Raw genomic sequence first — 18,486 nt, 5'->3', positions numbered from 1 at the left:
GGGGGACGTGAGGATTGTTCGCGGTAGGGTTAAATGTTTACCGCCAAAGACGGTGCCGTAGGGTGGGCAAAGCGTAGCGTGCCCACGTATTTTCCGCGATCGAGAGAGATGGTGGGCACGGCGCAAGGGCGCCTTTGCCCACCCTACGAAACGCGTTCCTTCCGCGCCAGTTGCACCATCTCCATCAGCATTGCTTCCCCGGCATCCACCAGTTCCTCCAGCGTGATCCGCGGCGCTCCCTTGCGGCGTACCGCGCCGCTGCGTGCCAGCAGGGGAATGTGGATGAACGCGGCGAGCCTCGGCCCGCCCGCCCTGACATTCTCGATCGCGCGCCAGCTCAAATAATTGCAGAGATAGGCGCCGGCATCGCGCGAGGCGCGGGCGTCGATGCCGGTGAGACGCGCGGCGCGCAGCAGCCGTGCCGTGTGCGGGCCGAACGTCATCGCGTCCGCGGTGCCCGCGATGCCGCGCTTGCTGGAGCGGGTGTTGGCGGCATCGGGCCACAGCATGGTGACGGCGTTGCGCGCCCGGGTTTCGATCCGCAAATACGGCGTGCGTGCCGCGAGGCCGAACATCAGCAGCGCATCCGGTTTCTCCTGCGCCAGCACCTCAGGCAATTGCCGGTCGACCGCGGCATAGGTGACCGGGAAGATGTGGCTGGCGATCGTGACGCCGTCGAGCGCCGGCCGGCGCAGTTGGGCCAGCCGTGCCACCAGCGGCTGGGTCGGGTTATAGGGCGCGCCGGGAAACGGACCGAACCCGGTAAGGAGAATGCGAAGCTTGGCGCTCATTGCAGCAACTCCAGGATCTGCTCGGCCGCAAGTGCCGGGGTGAGGTGGCCGTCGGCGACCTCGGCCTCGATCTTGCGGACCTTGCTGCGCACCGAGGCCTCGCTGCGCAGCCGTGCCAGCATGCGTTGCTCCAGCATCGACCACATCCATTTTACCTGCTGCTCGCGCCGCCGTGCGGCGAAATCGCCGGAGGCATTCATCGCCTTGCGGTGATCCAGAACCTTCTGCCAGATCTTTGCGATGCCATCGCCGGTCAGCGCCGAATAGGTCTCGACCGGCGGATGCCAATGCTCGGATCGCGGCGCCAAGATATGCAGCGCGCCGCGATAGTCGGCAGCGGTGATCCTGGCGCGCTTGAGATTGTCGCCGTCCGCCTTGTTGATCGCGATCATGTCGGCGAGCTCGACCAGGCCCTTCTTGATGCCCTGCAGCTCGTCGCCGCCACCCGGCAGCATCAGGGCGAGGAAGAAATCGGTCATGTCGCAAACGGCAGTCTCGGACTGACCGATGCCGACCGTCTCGACCAGCACGACGCCAAAGCCGGCTGCCTCGCAGAGCAGCATCGCCTCGCGCGTCTTGGCGGCGACGCCGCCGAGCGTGCCCGAGGACGGCGAGGGGCGGATGAAGGCATCGTCGGAGGCCGCGAGCTGCGCCATCCGCGTCTTGTCGCCGAGGATCGAGCCGCCGCTGCGCGCCGAGGACGGATCGACCGCGAGCACCGCGACCTTGTGGCCCTGTTCGATCAGATAGGTCCCGAGCGCGTCGATGGTGGTGGATTTGCCGACGCCGGGCGAACCGGTGATGCCGACACGGAAGGCCTTACCGGTGTCGGGCAGCAACATCTGCACCAGCTCGCGCGCCAGCGCCTGATGATCGCTGCGACGGCTCTCCACCAGCGTGATGGCCCGGGCGAGAGCTGCGCGGCTGCCCGCGCGCAGGTCGCGGGCGAGGGATTTGATGTCCAGCGAGGCCTTCTTCTCAGTCATGCCCCTGCTTTACAACGCCGAGGCGAAGCAGGCGAGGGCCGCCCGCCCGATATCACCGGGTCGTTGCCGTAGCCGTCTGCATCGGTTTCAGCTTCCGCCACACCCACACCATCACCGGCCAGAGCAGGGCGCCAATCGCCATTGCCGCGAGGATCGCAGCGACGGGGCGCTCGAAGAACGGCAAAATGCTGCCGTCGGACTTGATCAGCGATGTCACAAAGGCCTGCTCCACCATGGTGCCCATGACGATGCCGAGCACCATCGCGGCGACGGGATAGCCGTTGGCCTCCATCACGTAGCCGATCACGCCGAAGGCGGCGACGGTGACGACGCCGAACATGTTGTTGCCGATCGCGAACGAGCCGACGGCGCAGCACAGCATGATGATCGGCATCACGGTCGAGCGTGGTGCCAGCAGGATGTAGGCGGCCACGCGGATCATGGCGATGCCGAGCGGGATCATCAGGATGTTCGCGATAATGAACATCAGGTAGATCGCGTACATGCTCGACGCCTTCTCGGTGAACAGCGTCGGACCGGGATTGAGACCCTTCATGTAGAGCACGCCGATCGCGATCGCCGCGATGGTGTCGCCGGGAATGCCGAACAGCAGCGAGGGTACCCAGCCCGAGGCGATGCTGGCATTGTTGCTGGCGCCGGCCTCGACCAGGCCCTCGACATGGCCGGTGCCGAATTTTTCCTTCTCCTTGGAGAAGCGCTTCGACATCGCATAGGAGACCCAAGCCGCCATGTCGGCGCCGGCGCCGGGCAGCACGCCGATGATGATGCCGACGATGTTCCCGCGCGTCATCTGCCAGTGATATTTCTTGGTCAGCCGCCACTGCCCGGCCATGATGCTTCCGAATTTCCGCCGCGGCAGCGGCGGCGGCTCGGGCGTCAGCATCGCGCGCATCACCTGCGCCACCGCGAACACGCCGACGAGGGCCGGGATCGGCTCGATGCCGCCGAACAGGTCGGTAATCCCGAAGGTGAAGCGCGGCACGCCGCCGGGATTCTCGATGCCGATGCAGGAGACCAGCAGGCCGAGGAACATGCCGGCGATCGCCTTCACCGGCGAGGAGCGCGCCACCAGCGTGGCGCACATCAGGCCGAGCAACGCCAGCCAGAAATATTCGAAGGTCGAGAACGACAGCGCGATCTCGGCGAGCGGCGGCGCCAGGATCATCAGGGACAGCACGCCGGCGATGCCGCCGACCGCGGAGAACCAGACGCCGGCCCCGAGCGCGAGCTCGGCTTGGCCCTTGCGCGTCATGGCATAGGCCTCGTCGGCATAGGCCGCGGAGGCGGGCGTGCCGGGAATGCGCAGCAGCGCGCCGGGAATGTCGCCGGAGAAGATCGCCATCGACGACGCCGCGACGATGGTCGCGATTGCCGCGATCGGCGACAGATAGAAGGTGACGGGGACGAGCAGGGCGGTCGCCATCGTCGCCGACAGGCCGGGCAGCGAGCCGATGACGAGGCCGTACACGGAGGCCGCGAACATCGCGATGATGACCTCCCAGGTGGAGATCAGCGCGAAGGCATCAATCAGGGTCTTGAGCATGGGATTACCAGGGCGTCGGCAGCAGGCCGGCGGGCAGCGGCACGCGGAGCAGCTTGCCGAAGATGAGGTGGATGGCGAAGGGCGACAGCGCGGCGAGCGGCAGCGCCAGCTTCCATTTCGCCCCGAGCGCGGTCGAGGTGACGTAGACCATGATCGCTGCGGTGATGATGAAGCCGAGCCGGTCGGCGGCAAAGACGTAGAACAGCAGCAGCGCCGGCGGAAGCAGGGCGCGCAGGCCGTAGAGCTTGCCCTGCGGCGGCGGGGCGGCCGCCTGGCCGTCCTCGAGCGGGATCAGTTCTTCCTCCTCCTCGAAGGAATGTCCGATCCCGAACACGATGGCGAGGCCGCACAGCGCAAGGCCCGTGCCGATCACCAGCGGAAACACGTTGGGGCCGACCGGCTGCCCGGGCACCGGCGGCAGGATATAGCCGCCATAGGCGGCAGCCGCGCCGAGCACGACGAGAAACGATCCCGTGACGGAGTCGGGAAGACGCATGGAAGGGGTCCTATGAGAAATGCACTCCCTCTCCCCGCGCGCGGGGAGAGGCGATCAGAGCATCGTAGGCGCAGATCACGCCTTGCTCAGGCCTGCGGCCTTCATTGCTTCGCCCATCTGGGCGTCGCCCTTGTCCATGAAGCCCGCGAACTGGCCGGCATCGCCCCACACCGTGCCGAAGCCACGGTTGCTCATGAAGTCCTTGAACTCGGCGGAGTCGTAGACCTTCTTCAGCGCGGCGGTGAGCTTGGCTGCGATCTCGGGCGGCAGGTTCTTCGGTGCGCCGATGCCGCGCCAGGCGCCGGTGGCGTAGTCGATGCCCATCGCCTCCTTCAGCGTCGGCACGTCCTTGAAGATCGGGTTGCGCGCCGGCGCCATGATGGCGAGGCTCCTGGCCTTGCCGGCCTCGATGATGGCGCGCGCTTCCGGCACCGAGCACGTGGTGAGGTCGAGGCCGCCGGCGGCCAGATCCTGCATCGCGGGGGCCGCGCCGTTCGACGGCACCCAGGCGACCTGGTTGGCGGGCAGGCCCATTGCCTGCATCCAGCCGACCAGCGCCAGATGCCAGATGCCGCCCTGGCCGGTGCCGGAGGCCTTGAACTTGCCGGGAGGGGCCGTCTTGATGGCCTCGGCAAGCTCCTTCACCGTCTTGTAGGGCGAGGACGAGGAGACCTGGATGCCCGGCGGATCTTCATTCATCAGGGCGAGCGGGGTGTAGCTCCTCGGCGTCAGGTCGGTGAGGCCCTGCCAATGCATCATCGAGATTTCGACCGTGAGCATGCCGATGGTGTAGCCGTCGGGCTGTGCGGTCGCGATCGCGCTATGGCCGACCACGCCGGAGCCGCCGGTGCGGTTGACCACGTTGAAGGGCTGGCCGAGATCTTTTTCGAGCAAGGCTGCGACAATGCGCGCCGTCGCGTCGGTACCGCCGCCGGCGCCCCAGGGCACGATCACGGTGACGGGGCGCGCCGGATAGGCCTGCGCAAGTGCCGGCTTGAAGCCGAATGCGGCGGATGCTGCAACTGCAGCGGTGGAGGCCGCAAACGTGCGGCGCGAAATCTTGGACATCAATGCCTCCCAGCGGCGCCCGTGACACCGGGCGCTCTTGTCAATGGCGGCATTCTAGTCGGCTTTGCAGCACGGCTGCAAGGTAGCGCTACCAACGCCTTGTGAGCAACGTTGGCGGGGCAACACGGGCTTACTGCCCATCGTCCTCGTCGCCCTTCGGCCGCTTGCCGCCGAAGACCCGCAACCCTTCGGGCGTGAGATAGGGCTTTAGCGTCTCCCACGGCACAAAACCGACATATGCGCCCTCGGCATAGACACCGACGGCGTAGGGCGGATAGTGGAAGGTGAGGCCAGAGCTCTTCCCGGCCTCGGTCGACGGCGCGAGCGTCACCGCGCCGATCTTCAGGAGACTTGCCTTGAGATCCTTGTAGGGCTCGTCGGCCGGCGTGTCGGTGACATCACGCTTTTTCTTTTCGATCTTGAGCGAGGCGATCACGGCTTTCAGTATCGCCTTCATCGCCGGGCCGTCGTCGGCAGTCTCAATGAAGAATGGACGGATCGAGATGCGCTTGTTCTCGGTCTTGTCCCACAGGATCGTGTTGACGTCGGAGTTGGGATGCGCGCCGTGGGTGTCCGTGTAGTCGTTGCGGAGCACGCTGATATAGCGGTCGGCGACGACCGAGCGGATCGAATATTTGCGCTCGAAGTCCCAGCCGCCATCCCTGAAGAGGATCGGGTCGGTCTTGTGCGTGGCGGCCGCTTCCGCCGCGCTCTTGTCCAGCCACTTTCTCCCTTCTGCGAGAGAATCGGCCGCGAGCGCCGCTTCCGCCTTGATCGGGTCATCGAGCAGGACACGTGCCTCGATGTTCTTGTTCTTGAGAACCGCATCGGGCTTCCGATCGGCGGCGAGGGAAGGAGAGGCGAAGGAGATGATTGTGATGGCCGAAAGGACGGCGATGGTGCGCAGGGCCAGGCCGGCGCGCGCGCTTGCACGATATCTCACTTCAGTACCCCCGCATTTCCATTTCGATCTGCCGACAGGTCACGCCGGCACGCAATCATAAGCACACAAGATGAACCGGCGCCGAACGCGGAACGCGAACACCGGGTCGCAAGATTGGTCGCGGCAGCATGCCTGCCGGTTTGATGGCTGAAAGCGCCCACGCGGCGGCGGGTTTACTCCGCCGCCTCGCTATGCCCGAGCCGCGCGTTGAGCTTGCGGATCAGCTCCTCCGCTGCGTCTGCGATCACGGTGCCGGGCGGGAAGATCGCCTCGGCGCCGGCCGCGTAGAGCGCGTCGTAGTCCTGCGGCGGCACCACGCCGCCAACGATGATCATGATGTCGTCGCGGCCCTGCTTCTTCAGTGCGGCCTTGAGCTCGGGCACCGCGGTGAGGTGGGCGGCGGCGAGCGAGGAGACACCGAGGATGTGCACGTCGTTCTCGACCGCCTGCCGCGCGGCTTCGTCGGCGGTCGCGAACAGCGGCCCGATGTCGACGTCGAAGCCGATGTCTGCAAATGCCGAGGCGATCACCTTCTGGCCGCGGTCATGGCCGTCCTGGCCGATCTTGGCGACCAGGATGCGCGGGCGGCGGCCTTCGGCCTCCTCGAACGCATCGATCAGCGCCTGAACCTTCTCGACCTGGTTGCCCATGCTGGACGCCTCCCGCTTGTAGACGCCGGTGATGGATTTGATCTCGGCGCGGTGGCGGCCGAACACCTTCTCCATCGCATTCGAAATTTCGCCGACTGTCGCCTTGGCGCGCGCGGCGTCGATCGCGAGCGCCAGCAGATTGCCGTTGCCTTCGCCGGCCGAACGCGTGATCGCGGCGAGCGCGGCATCGACGTCCGTCTGGTTGCGTTCGCTCTTCAGCCGCGTCAGCTTGTCGATCTGCAGCCGGCGGACATTGGTGTTGTCCACCTTGAGGATGTCGATCGGCGCCTCGTCGGTCGGCTTGTACTTGTTGACGCCGATCACCGCCTGCTTGCCGGCGTCGATGCGGGCCTGGGTCTTCGCCGAGGCCTCCTCGATGCGCAGCTTGGGCACGCCGGCCTCGATCGCCTTGGCCATGCCGCCGAGCTCCTTGACCTCCTGGATGTGTCCCCAGGCCTTGGCCGCGAGGTCGCGCGTAAGCCGCTCGACGTAGTACGAGCCGCCCCAGGGATCGATGATCCGGGTGGTGCCGCTCTCCTGCTGCAGGAACAGCTGGGTGTTGCGGGCGATGCGCGCCGAGAAATCCGTCGGCAGCGCCAGCGCCTCGTCGAGCGCGTTGGTGTGCAGCGACTGGGTGTGGCCTTGCGTCGCCGCCATCGCCTCCACGGTCGTGCGCATGACGTTGTTGAAGACGTCCTGCGCGGTCAGCGACCAACCCGAAGTCTGTGAATGCGTGCGCAGCGACAGCGAGCGCGGGTCCTTCGGATTGAACGTCTTGAGCAGCTTCGCCCAGAGCAGGCGTGCGGCGCGCATCTTGGCGACTTCCATGAAGAAGTTCATGCCGATCGCCCAGAAGAACGACAGCCGCGGCGCGAAGCGGTCGACGTCGAGGCCCGCGGCAAGACCGGCACGGAGATATTCGACGCCGTCGGCGAGCGTGTAGGCGAGTTCGAGGTCCTGCGTCGCACCGGCCTCCTGCATGTGATAGCCGGAGATCGAAATCGAATTGTACTTCGGCATCTTCTGCGAGGTGTAGGCGAAGATGTCCGAGATGATCCGCATCGATGGCGCGGGCGGATAGATATAGGTGTTGCGCACCATGAACTCTTTCAGAATGTCGTTCTGAATGGTGCCTGAGAGCTTCTCCGGCGGCACGCCCTGTTCCTCGGCGGCCGCAACATAGAGCGCGAGGATCGGCAGCACCGCGCCGTTCATGGTCATCGACACGCTCATCTGGTCGAGCGGGATTCCCGCGAACAGCGTGCGCATGTCGTAGATGGAATCGATGGCCACGCCGGCCATGCCGACGTCGCCGCCGACGCGCGGATGGTCGCTGTCATAGCCGCGATGGGTGGCGAGATCGAAGGCAACCGAAAGGCCCTTCTGCCCGGCAGCCAAGTTGCGGCGGTAGAACGCGTTGGAATCCTCCGCCGTGGAGAAGCCGGCATATTGCCGGACGGTCCAGGGCTGGTTGACATACATGGTCGGGTAGGGGCCGCGCAGATAGGGCGCGATGCCCGGATAGGTCTCGAGGAAATCGAGCCCGGCCAGATCCGCCTCGCCATAGGCGGGCTTCACCAGAATGCCCTCAGGCGTCAGCCACGGCTCGGCGCTGCCTGACGGCGCGGTGGTTGCGGTCCGCTCGAAGGCGACGTTTGCGAAATTGGGAATGCGGCTCATGGCTTCAACCATATCATCAATCATGGTCCGGGTGCTGATGGCTGACGATGGTCGCCATCTTCTCCGGCCCGTAATTCTGCTGCGTGGTCTGGCTCGGCAGGTTGGCGATGCCGACCACCCAGCCGAGGCGGGATTCCGTTCCGTACTGCCGTGTCGGCACCACGTGGTCAGGGCGATCGAAGGCGCCGGTCATGATCTCGATCCGCTCGCCGTCGATGCGCCCGAAGCTCAGCGGCGTGCCGCAGGCCGCGCAATAGCCGCGATCGGCGATCGAGGAGGAGCGGAAGAACGACGGTTGGCCCTTGGTCCAGGCGAAGTCGGTTCGGTTGATATCGGCAAAGGAGGCGAACGGCGCGCCGCTCGCCTTCTGGCACATCCGGCAATGGCAGATCGAAATCTTGTTCGGTGTCGCCGTCAGCGCAAAGCGGATCGCGCCGCATTGGCAGCCGCCGGTGAGCACGGGTTTGCTGGCTTCGGTCATGCCTGTTCCATCCGTCGATAAGCGTCCTGCAACGTGGCAAGCGCATCGTCCCCGGCGAAGACAAAACCCGTGACGCCGGCGGCCCGCAGTGCCGCCTCGGCATCGGTCGGGCGGCCTGCCAGATAGATATGTCGGCTGCCTGCCGATTGCAGGGCCTTCGCCGCGGCCTCGGCGTGTTCCGCATAGACCTTGTCGCTGGAACAAACGCAGGAGAGTTCGGCGCCCGAGACCTTGAACGCGGCGGCCAACTTGGCTGGATCGCTAAAACCCTCACTGTCGACGGCCTGGATGCCGCCGGCCTCGAACAGGCTCTTGGCGAAAGTCGCGCGTGCCGTGAAATCGGCGGGCGTGCCGAGATTGGCGAGGAACACCTTCGGCCGCACCCCGCGCGCCTTCAGGGCCGCATCGGATTTATCGCGCAGCGCTTCGAACGGTTCCGCCAGCCGGATCGGCGGCAGCGCATCGAACTTGTATTTCTGCTCGCCGTAAGGCGGCAGCGCGACCGGCGTCGCCTTCAGCACCGCCGTCTCGCTCTCATGCAGGTTCGGAAACTCGCTGGCGCCGGTCAGCACGTCGCGGCGCTTGGCAATGTTCGCATCGCGCGCCTTGCGGGCTGCGGCGACCTTGCTTTGGAACACGCCTTGCTGGAGCGCAGCGAAGGCGCCGCCGGCTTTCTCGCTCTCCTGGAACAGCGCCCAGGCGGCGTCGCAGAGCTGCGCGGTCAGCGTCTCGATGCCGCCGGCACCCGCCGCGGGATCGCTGACCTTGGCGAGGTTGCTTTCCTCCAGCAGCAGAAGCTGGGTGTTGCGGGCCACGCGGCGCGCGAACGGATCGGGCAGGCCGAGCGCCAGCGTATGCGGCAGCACGGTGATCGCGTTGGCGCCGGCGAGCCCCGCGGCGAACGTCGCCATCGTCGCGCGCAGCATGTTCACATAGGGGTCGCGCTGCGTCAGCATGCGCCAGGCCGTATCGGCGGCAATGAACAGCGGTTTGGGCGCGAGCCCGCAGGCCGTCTCGATGCGTGCCCACAGCAGCCGCAGCGCACGGAATTTCGCCATGGTCAGGAACTGGTCGGCGTCGGCGGCGAGCCGCGCATAGACCATGCCCTGAGCCTGCTCGAGCGGAATGCCGGCGCCCTCGATCGCGCGCAGATAAGCAACGCCGCAGGCAAGCACGAAGGCCAGCTCCTGCACCTCGGAGCCGCCGGCATCGTGGATCACGCGTCCGTCGGCGGAGGCAAACGGTCCCTTGAAGCCCAGCGCTGCAAGGCCCTTGATCGCACCGGTGACGGCAGGCGCGATCTCCTCCCAGGTGTACGGGCTATGGCCCCACACCGCGCCCGCCGAGAGCGGGTCGAGCCCGAAACGGATATTGCAGGCGGCGGGATCGAGACCGGCGCTCTTCACATATTCCGCGACATGGATCGCCGCCATCCGTGACTGCGGACCGATCTCGAGCTCGATCCCGATGCCGGCATCGAGATGAATGTCCTTCAAGACCTTTGCGACGGCATCGGCCGAAGGTTCCAGGCCGAAACCGCGAGCGCCGTTGGCGCCGGCGAACACCAGCGCGAGCCCGGTCGCGCCATTCTCCAGATCCTGCAAGGCCTGCGCATTCGCGAGCGTCGCATCGGGATGGTCGATCCGCTGCACGATCTGCCAGGGCGCGGCCGCCGGCCGGCCCGCGACGGGCGCAACGCCCTTGGCGCGCGGATAGAGCGGATCGATCCTGATGCCGTCATAGGTCTTGCCGACCAGCTTCTCGAACGGCGCGCCCTTCAGCACGCCGTCGACCAGCTTGCGCCAGTCCTCGGCCGATGCCTTGGGAAAATCCGCCGCCAGCGGCAGGTCGTCAGTCACGGAGGTCATACGGCCAGGGGCTCCCGAAAATCTTGTTGTTCGCAGGCGAAATTGCCACGCCGGGCCGCCCCTGCAAACGGTTGTTTTCAGTTAACCGGTATCCGGAAGCCGCTCAATGCCTTGCGTCGAGACGCTGGCAAGCCCGTCACGCACACGAATGCCTGCGATGACGCGGTCGGGCGCGATTTCGGCCAGCGGCACCAGCACGAAGGCACGCTCGAACAGGCGCGGATGCGGCAGCGTCAGGTCGGGCTTGTGCAAGGACACATCGTCATAGGCGATCATGTCGAGATCGAGCGTGCGCGGCCCCCAGCGCCGCTCCTTGTCGCGCGTGCGGCCGAATTTCTGCTCGACCTTCTGCATCACGAACAGCAACGCGTGCGGATCGAGATCGGTCTCGATCTCGACGCAGGCATTGATGAAGGGATCCTGGTCCTCGTCGCCCCAGGGCGGCGTCGCATAGTCGGACGAGCGCGCGATCACCGCGGCTTGCGCCATGCCGCAGATATGGGCGATCGCCTTCCTGAACGTCGTGCGGACGTCGCCGACATTGCCGCCGAGTGCGATCAGCACGCTTGCCATATCAGGGGTGCCGCGAGCGCGTCAGCATGATGCCGACATCGTCGAAGATCGCCGCGATCGGCGCGTGCGGCTTGTGCACGGTGATCTTGACGGCGCGGATGCGCGGGAAGTGCGACAGGATGGCATCGGCGACCGCGCCGGCCGCGCGCTCCAGCAGCTTGTAATTGGTGTTCTTGAACGCCGCCGTCGTGGTCGCCACGACCTCGGCGTAGGACACCGTGTCGGCGAGCCGATCGGTGCGCGCCGGCTCCGACAGATCGGTGTAGAGTTCGAGATCGATGACGAAGCGCTGGCCGACTTCGGTTTCGTGATCCATCACGCCGTGGCGGGCATGGATCGACAATCCGGTCACGAAGATCGTATCGGTCATTGCGTGTTCTCTGGCTTGCTCTCGATTGCGTTCGCGACCCGCAGGGCCTGGAGGGTCTCGGCGACGTCGTGGGTCCGGATGATCCTGGCGCCGCGTTGCGCGGCGATCAGATGCGCGGCGATCGAGCCGGCGAGCCGCTCTTTCGGCTCCGACGGCGACACCGAGGCGATGAAGCGTTTTCGCGAGGCGCCCACGAGGATCGGCAGGCCGAAGATGTCGAGCTCGCGCAAGCGCGCCAGCGCGGTCAAGCTCTGCTCGGCGGTCTTGCCGAAGCCGATCCCGGGATCGAGCACGATCTTGTCGCGCGCGAGGCCGGCCTTCGCGGCGGTATCCAGCGAGCGCAGGAAGAAGGCCTTCATGTCGGCGACGATGTCGATGGCGGGATCGACGCTGTCGCGGTTGTGCATGACGATGACGGGCACGCCCTTCGCGGCGATCAGCGGCGCCATGGCGGCATCGCGCTGCAGGCCCCAGACATCGTTGGCGATCGCCGCGCCCTGGTCGAGCGCGAAGGCCACGACCTCCGCCTTCATGCTGTCGATCGAGACGGGAACGCCGAGCGCAACCACGCTTGCGAGCACCGGCTTCAGCCTGGCCAGCTCCTCTTCGGCCGTGACGGCCTTGGCGCCGGTATAGGGCCGGGTGGATTCGGCGCCGATATCGATGATGTCGACCCCGGCGGCAACCATCGCCCGTGCCCGCGCCAATGCCTGCTCGGGCGCGATGAATGCGCCGCCGTCGGAGAAGGAGTCCGGGGTGACGTTGAGCACGCCCATCACCGCCGGAATCGGCCGCCCCACGAGCGTCCGCAGCACGTCAGCCCCGGCCGAGCCGGCCGGCGGGACGGAGGGGGAGGGCGAGGCGTTCATGCCGGTGGCTTTAGCGGTCGGGGAGGGGGAGTTCAAGGCGGGACGTTGTCTTCGTAGCCCGGATGAAGCGGAGCGCTATCCGGGGGGCGTCCCCCGCGGGCGCTCGCGCGGTGTGGATAGTCCGGCCCTGGATTACGCTCATCCGGGCTACAAGCGCCGCTTCCTCACCGTCACCCTGAGGTGCGAGCGCAGCGAGCCTCGAAGGGCGACGGCCTAGCCGGCAGCTCGGCCGTACATCCTTCGAGGCTCCGGGCGAGATGCTTTGCATCGCGCCACTCGCACCTCAGGATGACGGGGGCAAGATAAGGATTAGTACGTGATCTTCGGCGGCAGCTTCTTGGCCTTGGCGATGATGTCGCCGACCGACTTCTCCGACGGCAGGATGCGGACGAGCTTCCTCTTCTCGTTGGCCTCGCGCATGCTCTGGGCGAGCCTCGCCGGATTGCGATAGGCGAGCTCGCGCACGGTGGTGACGCCGGCGGCGCGAACGAGGCCGACCTTGGCCCGGCCCATGCCGGGGATGCGCATGTAGTCGGAGACGTTGGCCCATTCCAGCAGCAGCTGCTCGCTGATGCCGGTCTTGGCGGACAGCGCCTTGCGGCCCTTCACGGTCGAGGCCGCCTCGAGCAGCGCGTCGGTGGTGCGGATGCCCTGCGCCTTCAGCTTGTTGGCGGCAAAGGCAGGCAGACCCTCAATCTCTGAGATCGGATATGTCATGATACTCGATATGAAAAGCGTCGCTCAGGCGAATTGGCTGAGGCCCGGCGTCCCCGCGATGATCTTGCCCATCTGATCCGCTCCGATTTTGTCTCGGCCGTAGCGGAAAAGTTCACGGGCAATGGACTGAATCTCGGACATGCCGAGGCCCAGCCCCATCAGACGCGTGCCGACGGCCATCAGGCCGCCGCCCATCAGCCGCGACAGTCCGCCGCCGCCGCTCTTGGACGCCTCGATCGCCGCTTCCGCACCGGGAATCTGATTGATCAGGGCTTCGACGTTCTCGGCAGGGCCCTCGTTGCGGAGGAAGCCCAGGATAATGCCGACGGTCTTTTCAGCGACAGCACTATCTATGCTGGCGTTCGTCGCCAGCCGTCCGATCAGCTCGTCCATATGGCCTGCCCCTCAGCCGGTTCACATGCCGGAGTATTGTTTTCGAAAATGATCTTGAGCCGGTGCGATGTGAAATACAAGCGATGAACGCGGCCAACGTTCCGATTCATTCCCGAACGCGCGAAAAGTGTTGCAGCGATGCAAGAGCGGAGATGGAATCAGCAGGAAATTGCCGCGGTGCGAACGCCTCGTTCCTACTTTCGGCTGATGGCGTCCGGCTGTTTCCGACAATGTCGCATGCTCGGGCCGCGTTGAACGGTTTTAATCGGCGCGTGAGATGCGTTAAACTACGGAACTGGTGCATTCGAGTTTCAATACGCGAAACTCGGCAGAGAGATCAGAGAGAAGTATGACCGCACAGGACAGCACGCTCGGCGACACCGACGACAAGATCTTCGTCGGCAAGGGAGACGAGCAGGCATGGCTGACGCTGGCGCTGGCCAATCGCCACGGCCTCGTCACCGGCGCAACCGGAACCGGCAAGACGGTATCGCTGCAGGTCATGGCGGAAGGATTTGCGCGCGCCGGTGTCCCGGTCTTCGCCGCCGACATCAAGGGCGACCTCTCCGGCATCTCCGAGGTCGGCGAGGCCAAGGATTTCATCGTCAAGCGCGCCACCGAGATGGGGCTGAAATTCCAGCCTGATCAGTTCTCGACGGTGTTCTGGGATGTGTTCGGCGAGCAGGGCCACCCGGTGCGGGCGACCGTCACCGAGATGGGGCCGTTGCTGCTCGCGCGCATGCTCGACCTCAACGATGTGCAGGAAGGCGTGCTCAACGTCGCCTTCCGCGTCGCCGACGACAACGGGCTCACCCTGATCGACATGAAGGATTTGCGCGCGCTGCTCGACGCCATCGTGCCGGAGGCCGGCAAGAAGGGGGCGGACGCCGAGGAGAGCCCGCTCAGCGACATCAAGAAGGAGGCGCAGGGTTTCGGCAACGTCACCAAGGCCACCGTCGGGACCATCCAGCGCCAGCTCCTGGTGCTGGAGAACCAGGGCGGCACCAAATTCTTCGGCGAACCCGCGCTGACGCTGAAGGACTTCATGAAGACCGACCGTGACGGTCGCGGCATGGTCAACATCCTGGTCGCCGACAAGCTGCTCCAGAGCCCGCGGCTTTATGCGACATTCCTGCTGTGGATGCTGTCGGAGCTGTTCGAGGAGCTGCCCGAGGCCGGCGACCTGCCGAAGCCGAAGCTGGTGTTCTTCTTCGACGAGGCCCATCTGCTGTTCAACGATGCGCCCAAGGCGCTGATGGACAAGATCGAGCAGGTGGTGCGCCTGATCCGCTCCAAGGGCGTCGGCGTCTACTTCGTGACGCAAAATCCGATCGACGTGCCGGACCGCGTGCTCGGACAGCTCGGTAACCGGGTGCAGCATGCGCTGCGCGCCTTCACGCCGCGCGACCAGAAGGCGGTTGCGGCCGCGGCCCAGACCTTCCGTCCCAACCCGAAGCTCGACACCGCCAAGGTGATCATGGAGCTCGGCAAGGGCGAGGCGCTGGTGTCCTTCCTCGAAGGCAACGGCACGCCGGCCATGGTCGAGCGTGTCATGATCCGGCCGCCATCGGCCCGGATTGGGCCGATCACGCCGGAAGAACGCAAGGCGATCATGGATGCGAGCCCGGTGAAGGGCAAATACGACATCGCAGTCGATTCCGAATCCGCTTACGAGATGATTCAGAAGCGCATTGCCGGCACCGCGGCGACGGCCGACGGTCCGGCCGGCGAAAGCGGCGGCGGCATCCTCGGCCAGATCGGCTCGATCGTCGGCGGTATCTTCGGCACCAATGTCAAGCGCGGCCGCCTGTCGACGGGACAGGTCATCGCGCGCGACGTGACGCGATCGGTGACCAACCAGGTGATCGGCGGGCTGGCCGCCAATGTCGGCAAGTCGATCGGCGGCCAGCTCGGCGGCTCGATCGGCCGTACCCTGGTGCGCGGCGCGCTCGGCGGATTGCTGCGCCGGTAGGCAGCGCGCCCTGTTTGGGGGCAGTCTCGCTTCATCGCAGAGGGGCGTCATGCCTGGGCATGACGCTGCGGTCGCCTTGGCCCATCACGACCATCACAATTTCAGGTGAGGGGGCTGCGCAAGCCTTCCGCGGTCTGCTACGTCCTGTGCCTTCGCCCGACCGGACCTTATTTTGTGGCCTCGACAGACCCATTTCCCAAGCCGGATGCGCCGAGACGCCTCTCGTTGCGTGCGCCGCTGGACCTGCTTTTCCTGCTCTGCTGTCTCATCCTGACCGCCGACGTTCTCGTCCCCGAGATCTTCGGCCACGGCAAGACCAAGGACTATGCGCTGTGGTATTGGGCCGGGCAGCAGGTGCTGCATGGCGGGGACCTCTATCCCAGCGACTTCGGCTACAAGTTCGAATTCATCTATCCGCCGCTGCCGGCGATCCTGCTCGCGATCCCGAGCTGGTTCGGCAAGGTCCCGCTCTACATTGTGCTGTCGATCCTGAATGCGATGGCGTGGTGGTACACCGGGATTCTCTCCAACGTCATGACCGGCTCGGGCCGCAAGCCCGGCCCCTGGCTGGAGGCGCTGCCGGCTTTCGTCACCGTGACCTTCGTGTTCGACATGTTCGACCTCGGCCAGCCCAATCTCGTCCTGTTGGCGATGATGCTCTACGGCTTCTGGTGCTTGCAGCATCAGCGCTCCTGGCTCGCAGGGTTCATGTTCGCGCTCGCCACCGCCATCAAGGTGTTTCCGATCGCGGTGCTGCCGTATCTGGTCTGGCGGAGGAAGTGGGCCGCAGCCGCCGCGACGGTCGTCTTCACCGGTATTCTTCTCTATGTCGTGCCGGCGCCGATCCGCGGTTTCGAGCGCAACGCGGCCGAGATCAAGACCTGGTATCAGGGCATGGTCGGCTCGAGCTCGGAAAAGGGCTTTGGCCAGCGCGAGGAGCAGAACTGGTCGTGGGTCAACCAGTCCATCATTGCGGTCACGCATCGCCTGGTCCGGCCGATCAACTACAATCAGGAGGATCCCAACAAGCCGCCGCGCACGATGAATGTCATCGACGTCGACTACAAGACGGCGAACCTGATCGTGCTGGCCGTCTCGGTGCTGCTCGGGCTCGGTTACGTTGCGGTCATGCCGTCGCAACGACGGCGGACGGCGCGCTCGGATGCCGAGGAGCTCGGCATCCTGTTCTGCCTGATGACGGTGGCATCGCCGCTCGCGCGGCAATACTACTTCATGTGGCTGTTCTTCCCGATGACGGTGCTGATGCATCGCGCCGCCTTCGACGAGCGGGTCAATGTGCGGCTGGGAACCTGGCTTGCGCTCGCCGCCGCCGGCATTCTCATGCTGCTGTCGCTGCCGCCGTTTCCGAACGTCATCCAGGCCTGGGGCAATAACCTTCTCGCCACCGCCATCCTGGCGGGTGCGCTTGCATGGCACATCCGCCATCCCTCGGTTGCGGCTGGCTCCGGCGCCGCAGCGGCGTTACAACCCCAGCCACCCTAGGACTCAAAAGTCAGGAATCCGGCCATGGCCAATGCCCAGCTTCAATCCGTGCTCGATCACATCGACAAGGACTTCGACAACAGCCTGGAGCGCCTGTTCGCGCTGCTGCGTATCAAGTCGATCTCCGCGGATCCGGCCTTTGCCAATGACTGCAAGGCGGCGGCCGACCATCTCGCCGGGGACATCGCGAGCCTCGGCGTCGCCACCGAAGTGCGGCCGACCGCCGGCCATCCCGCCATCGTCGGCAAGACCGCCGCAAGCGGACGCCCGCATGTGATCTTCTACGGCCATTACGACGTGCAGCCGGTCGATCCGGAAAATCTCTGGCACCGTCCGCCGTTCGAGCCGGTGGTCACCGACCACGCCGACGGCCGCAAGATCATCGTCGCGCGCGGCGCCGAGGACGACAAGGGCCAGGTCATGACCTTCGTCGAAGCGTGCCGCGCCTGGAAGAAGGTGACGGGCTCGCTGCCGATCGACATCACCTTCCTGATCGAAGGCGAGGAGGAGGTCGGCTCGAAGAATTTCGTGCCGTTCATCGAGGCCAACAAGAACGAGTTCAAGGCCGACTACGTGCTGGTCTGCGACACCGGCATGTGGGACCGCAACACGCCGGCGATCACGACCTCGCTGCGCGGCCTGCTCTATGAAGAGCTGAAGATCACCGCCGCCAATCGCGATCTGCATTCCGGCGTGTTCGGCGGCAGCGCGATGAACCCGATCCGGGTCCTCACCAAAATTCTCGGCGGCCTGTTCGACGACGACAATCGCATCACCATCCCCGGCTTCTACGACGGGGTGAAGGATCTGCCGCCCGATATTCTGGAGCAGTGGAAGAAGCTCAACCTGACTCCGGAGATGTTCCTGAAGCCGATCGGCCTGTCGATCCCGGCAGGTGAAAAGGGCCGCCTGCTGATCGAGCAGGCCTCCTCGCGTCCGACCTGCGACGTCAATGGCATCTGGGGCGGCTATATCGGCGAGGGCTCCAAGACGGTGATCCCCTCGCATGCGTCCGCCAAGGTCTCGTTCCGCCTTGTCGAGGGGCAGGACCCCGCGAAGATCCGCAAGGCCTTCCGCGACTACGTGACGGCCCGCCTTCCCGGCGATTGCAAGGTCGAGTTCGGCGACCACTCCTCCGCGCCCGCAGTCGCGCTCGACTGGAACATGAAGCCGCTCGCCGCCGCCAGCAAGGCGCTGACGGAGGAATGGGGCAAGGAGACCGTGCTGATGGGCTCGGGCGCCTCGATCCCGATCGTCGCCGACTTCAAGCGCACGCTGGGCCTGGACTCGCTGTTGGTCGGCTTCGGCCTCGACGACGACAACATCCACTCGCCGAACGAGAAGTACGATTTGAGGAGTTTCCAGAAGGGCATTCGCTCGTGGGCCCGCATCCTCGCCGCGCTCGCAGAAGTGAAGTAGGCCGAGCTGCCGTAAGGTGGGCAAAGGCGCGCAGCGCCGTGCCCACCACCTCTCCATGATTACGAAGAACGTGGGCACGCTTCGCTTTGCCTACCCTATTCACCCTACGATAGCCCCAAAATAAAAACGCCGCCCGGAATTGG

The 18,486-nt window shown here is 65.7% G+C and carries 17 protein-coding genes; 3 read left to right on the top strand and 14 right to left on the bottom strand.

Annotation, left to right across the window (positions count from 1 at the left end; translation table 11 throughout):
• Positions 1-143: 143 nt before the first annotated feature.
• The 14 genes from JQ617_RS27105 to JQ617_RS27040 form a co-directional block, all read right to left on the bottom strand.
• Positions 144-791 carry a pyroglutamyl-peptidase I gene (locus JQ617_RS27105; protein WP_145663405.1) on the bottom strand — a complete coding sequence of 216 codons (648 nt, stop codon included), beginning with the start codon at positions 789-791 and terminating at the stop codon, positions 144-146.
• Entirely contained in the window at positions 788-1,777 is a 990-nt protein-coding gene (gene meaB, locus JQ617_RS27100; RefSeq protein WP_212028974.1) for a methylmalonyl Co-A mutase-associated GTPase MeaB, read from the bottom strand. The genes JQ617_RS27105 and meaB overlap by 4 nt, the downstream gene beginning before the upstream one ends.
• Positions 1,778-1,829: 52 nt before the next feature.
• A complete protein-coding gene (locus JQ617_RS27095) occupies positions 1,830-3,341 on the bottom strand; it encodes a tripartite tricarboxylate transporter permease (RefSeq protein ID WP_212028973.1) in 1,512 nt (503 codons plus the stop codon).
• Positions 3,342-3,345: 4 nt separating this feature from the next.
• Positions 3,346-3,837, bottom strand: coding sequence for a tripartite tricarboxylate transporter TctB family protein (locus tag JQ617_RS27090; protein WP_212028972.1), 492 nt, complete (start codon positions 3,835-3,837; stop codon positions 3,346-3,348).
• Between the two features lie 75 nt (positions 3,838-3,912).
• Complete coding sequence (locus JQ617_RS27085; protein WP_212028971.1) at positions 3,913-4,905, bottom strand: tripartite tricarboxylate transporter substrate binding protein; 993 nt, start codon at positions 4,903-4,905, stop codon at positions 3,913-3,915.
• Between the two features lie 130 nt (positions 4,906-5,035).
• On the bottom strand, positions 5,036-5,812 hold the full coding sequence (locus JQ617_RS27080; RefSeq protein ID WP_212029074.1) for an RsiV family protein: 777 nt from the start codon (positions 5,810-5,812) through the stop codon (positions 5,036-5,038).
• Between the two features lie 209 nt (positions 5,813-6,021).
• Positions 6,022-8,178, bottom strand: a complete 2,157-nt coding sequence (gene scpA / locus JQ617_RS27075; RefSeq protein ID WP_212029073.1) for a methylmalonyl-CoA mutase — start codon at positions 8,176-8,178, stop codon at positions 6,022-6,024.
• A 16-nt stretch (positions 8,179-8,194) separates the two neighbouring features.
• Positions 8,195-8,659 (bottom strand): GFA family protein, encoded by a 465-nt coding sequence (locus tag JQ617_RS27070; RefSeq protein ID WP_063690943.1) that lies wholly within the window; start codon positions 8,657-8,659, stop codon positions 8,195-8,197.
• Positions 8,656-10,527, bottom strand: a complete 1,872-nt coding sequence (locus JQ617_RS27065) for a methylmalonyl-CoA mutase subunit beta (RefSeq protein ID WP_212028970.1) — start codon at positions 10,525-10,527, stop codon at positions 8,656-8,658. Before JQ617_RS27065 ends, JQ617_RS27070 begins: the two co-directional genes overlap by 4 nt.
• Positions 10,528-10,608: 81 nt before the next feature.
• Positions 10,609-11,100 (bottom strand): 2-amino-4-hydroxy-6-hydroxymethyldihydropteridine diphosphokinase, encoded by a 492-nt coding sequence (folK, locus tag JQ617_RS27060; protein WP_063690941.1) that lies wholly within the window; start codon positions 11,098-11,100, stop codon positions 10,609-10,611.
• Position 11,101: 1 nt separating this feature from the next.
• The gene (gene folB / locus JQ617_RS27055; protein ID WP_211410350.1) at positions 11,102-11,470 is read right to left on the bottom strand and encodes a dihydroneopterin aldolase; all 369 of its coding nucleotides are present in this window, start codon (positions 11,468-11,470) and stop codon (positions 11,102-11,104) included.
• A complete protein-coding gene (folP, locus tag JQ617_RS27050) occupies positions 11,467-12,339 on the bottom strand; it encodes a dihydropteroate synthase (protein ID WP_212028969.1) in 873 nt (290 codons plus the stop codon). The genes folB and folP overlap by 4 nt, the downstream gene beginning before the upstream one ends.
• Before the next feature lie 309 nt (positions 12,340-12,648).
• Entirely contained in the window at positions 12,649-13,056 is a 408-nt protein-coding gene (locus tag JQ617_RS27045; protein WP_063690935.1) for a DUF4332 domain-containing protein, read from the bottom strand.
• Positions 13,057-13,080: 24 nt separating this feature from the next.
• Positions 13,081-13,449: a DUF2267 domain-containing protein gene (locus JQ617_RS27040; RefSeq protein WP_212028968.1), complete on the bottom strand. Its 369-nt coding sequence runs from the start codon at positions 13,447-13,449 to the stop codon at positions 13,081-13,083.
• 349 nt (positions 13,450-13,798) lie between these two features.
• Between JQ617_RS27040 and JQ617_RS27035 the strand changes: the two genes are divergently transcribed.
• From JQ617_RS27035 to JQ617_RS27025, 3 genes are all read left to right on the top strand, one after another.
• Positions 13,799-15,421 (top strand): helicase HerA-like domain-containing protein, encoded by a 1,623-nt coding sequence (locus tag JQ617_RS27035; protein WP_212028967.1) that lies wholly within the window; start codon positions 13,799-13,801, stop codon positions 15,419-15,421.
• 225 nt (positions 15,422-15,646) lie between these two features.
• On the top strand, positions 15,647-16,924 hold the full coding sequence (locus JQ617_RS27030) for a glycosyltransferase family 87 protein (RefSeq protein ID WP_249157581.1): 1,278 nt from the start codon (positions 15,647-15,649) through the stop codon (positions 16,922-16,924).
• 24 nt (positions 16,925-16,948) lie between these two features.
• Positions 16,949-18,343: a M20/M25/M40 family metallo-hydrolase gene (locus JQ617_RS27025; RefSeq protein ID WP_212028965.1), complete on the top strand. Its 1,395-nt coding sequence runs from the start codon at positions 16,949-16,951 to the stop codon at positions 18,341-18,343.
• Positions 18,344-18,486: the final 143 nt, after the last annotated feature.

Origin of the sequence: Bradyrhizobium sp. KB893862 SZCCT0404, from assembly GCF_018130885.1 — a bacterium.
Classification (GTDB): domain Bacteria; phylum Pseudomonadota; class Alphaproteobacteria; order Rhizobiales; family Xanthobacteraceae; genus Bradyrhizobium; species Bradyrhizobium stylosanthis.
Note: the sequence above shows the minus strand (reverse complement) of the source record. Positions and strands in the feature narration are given on the sequence as shown.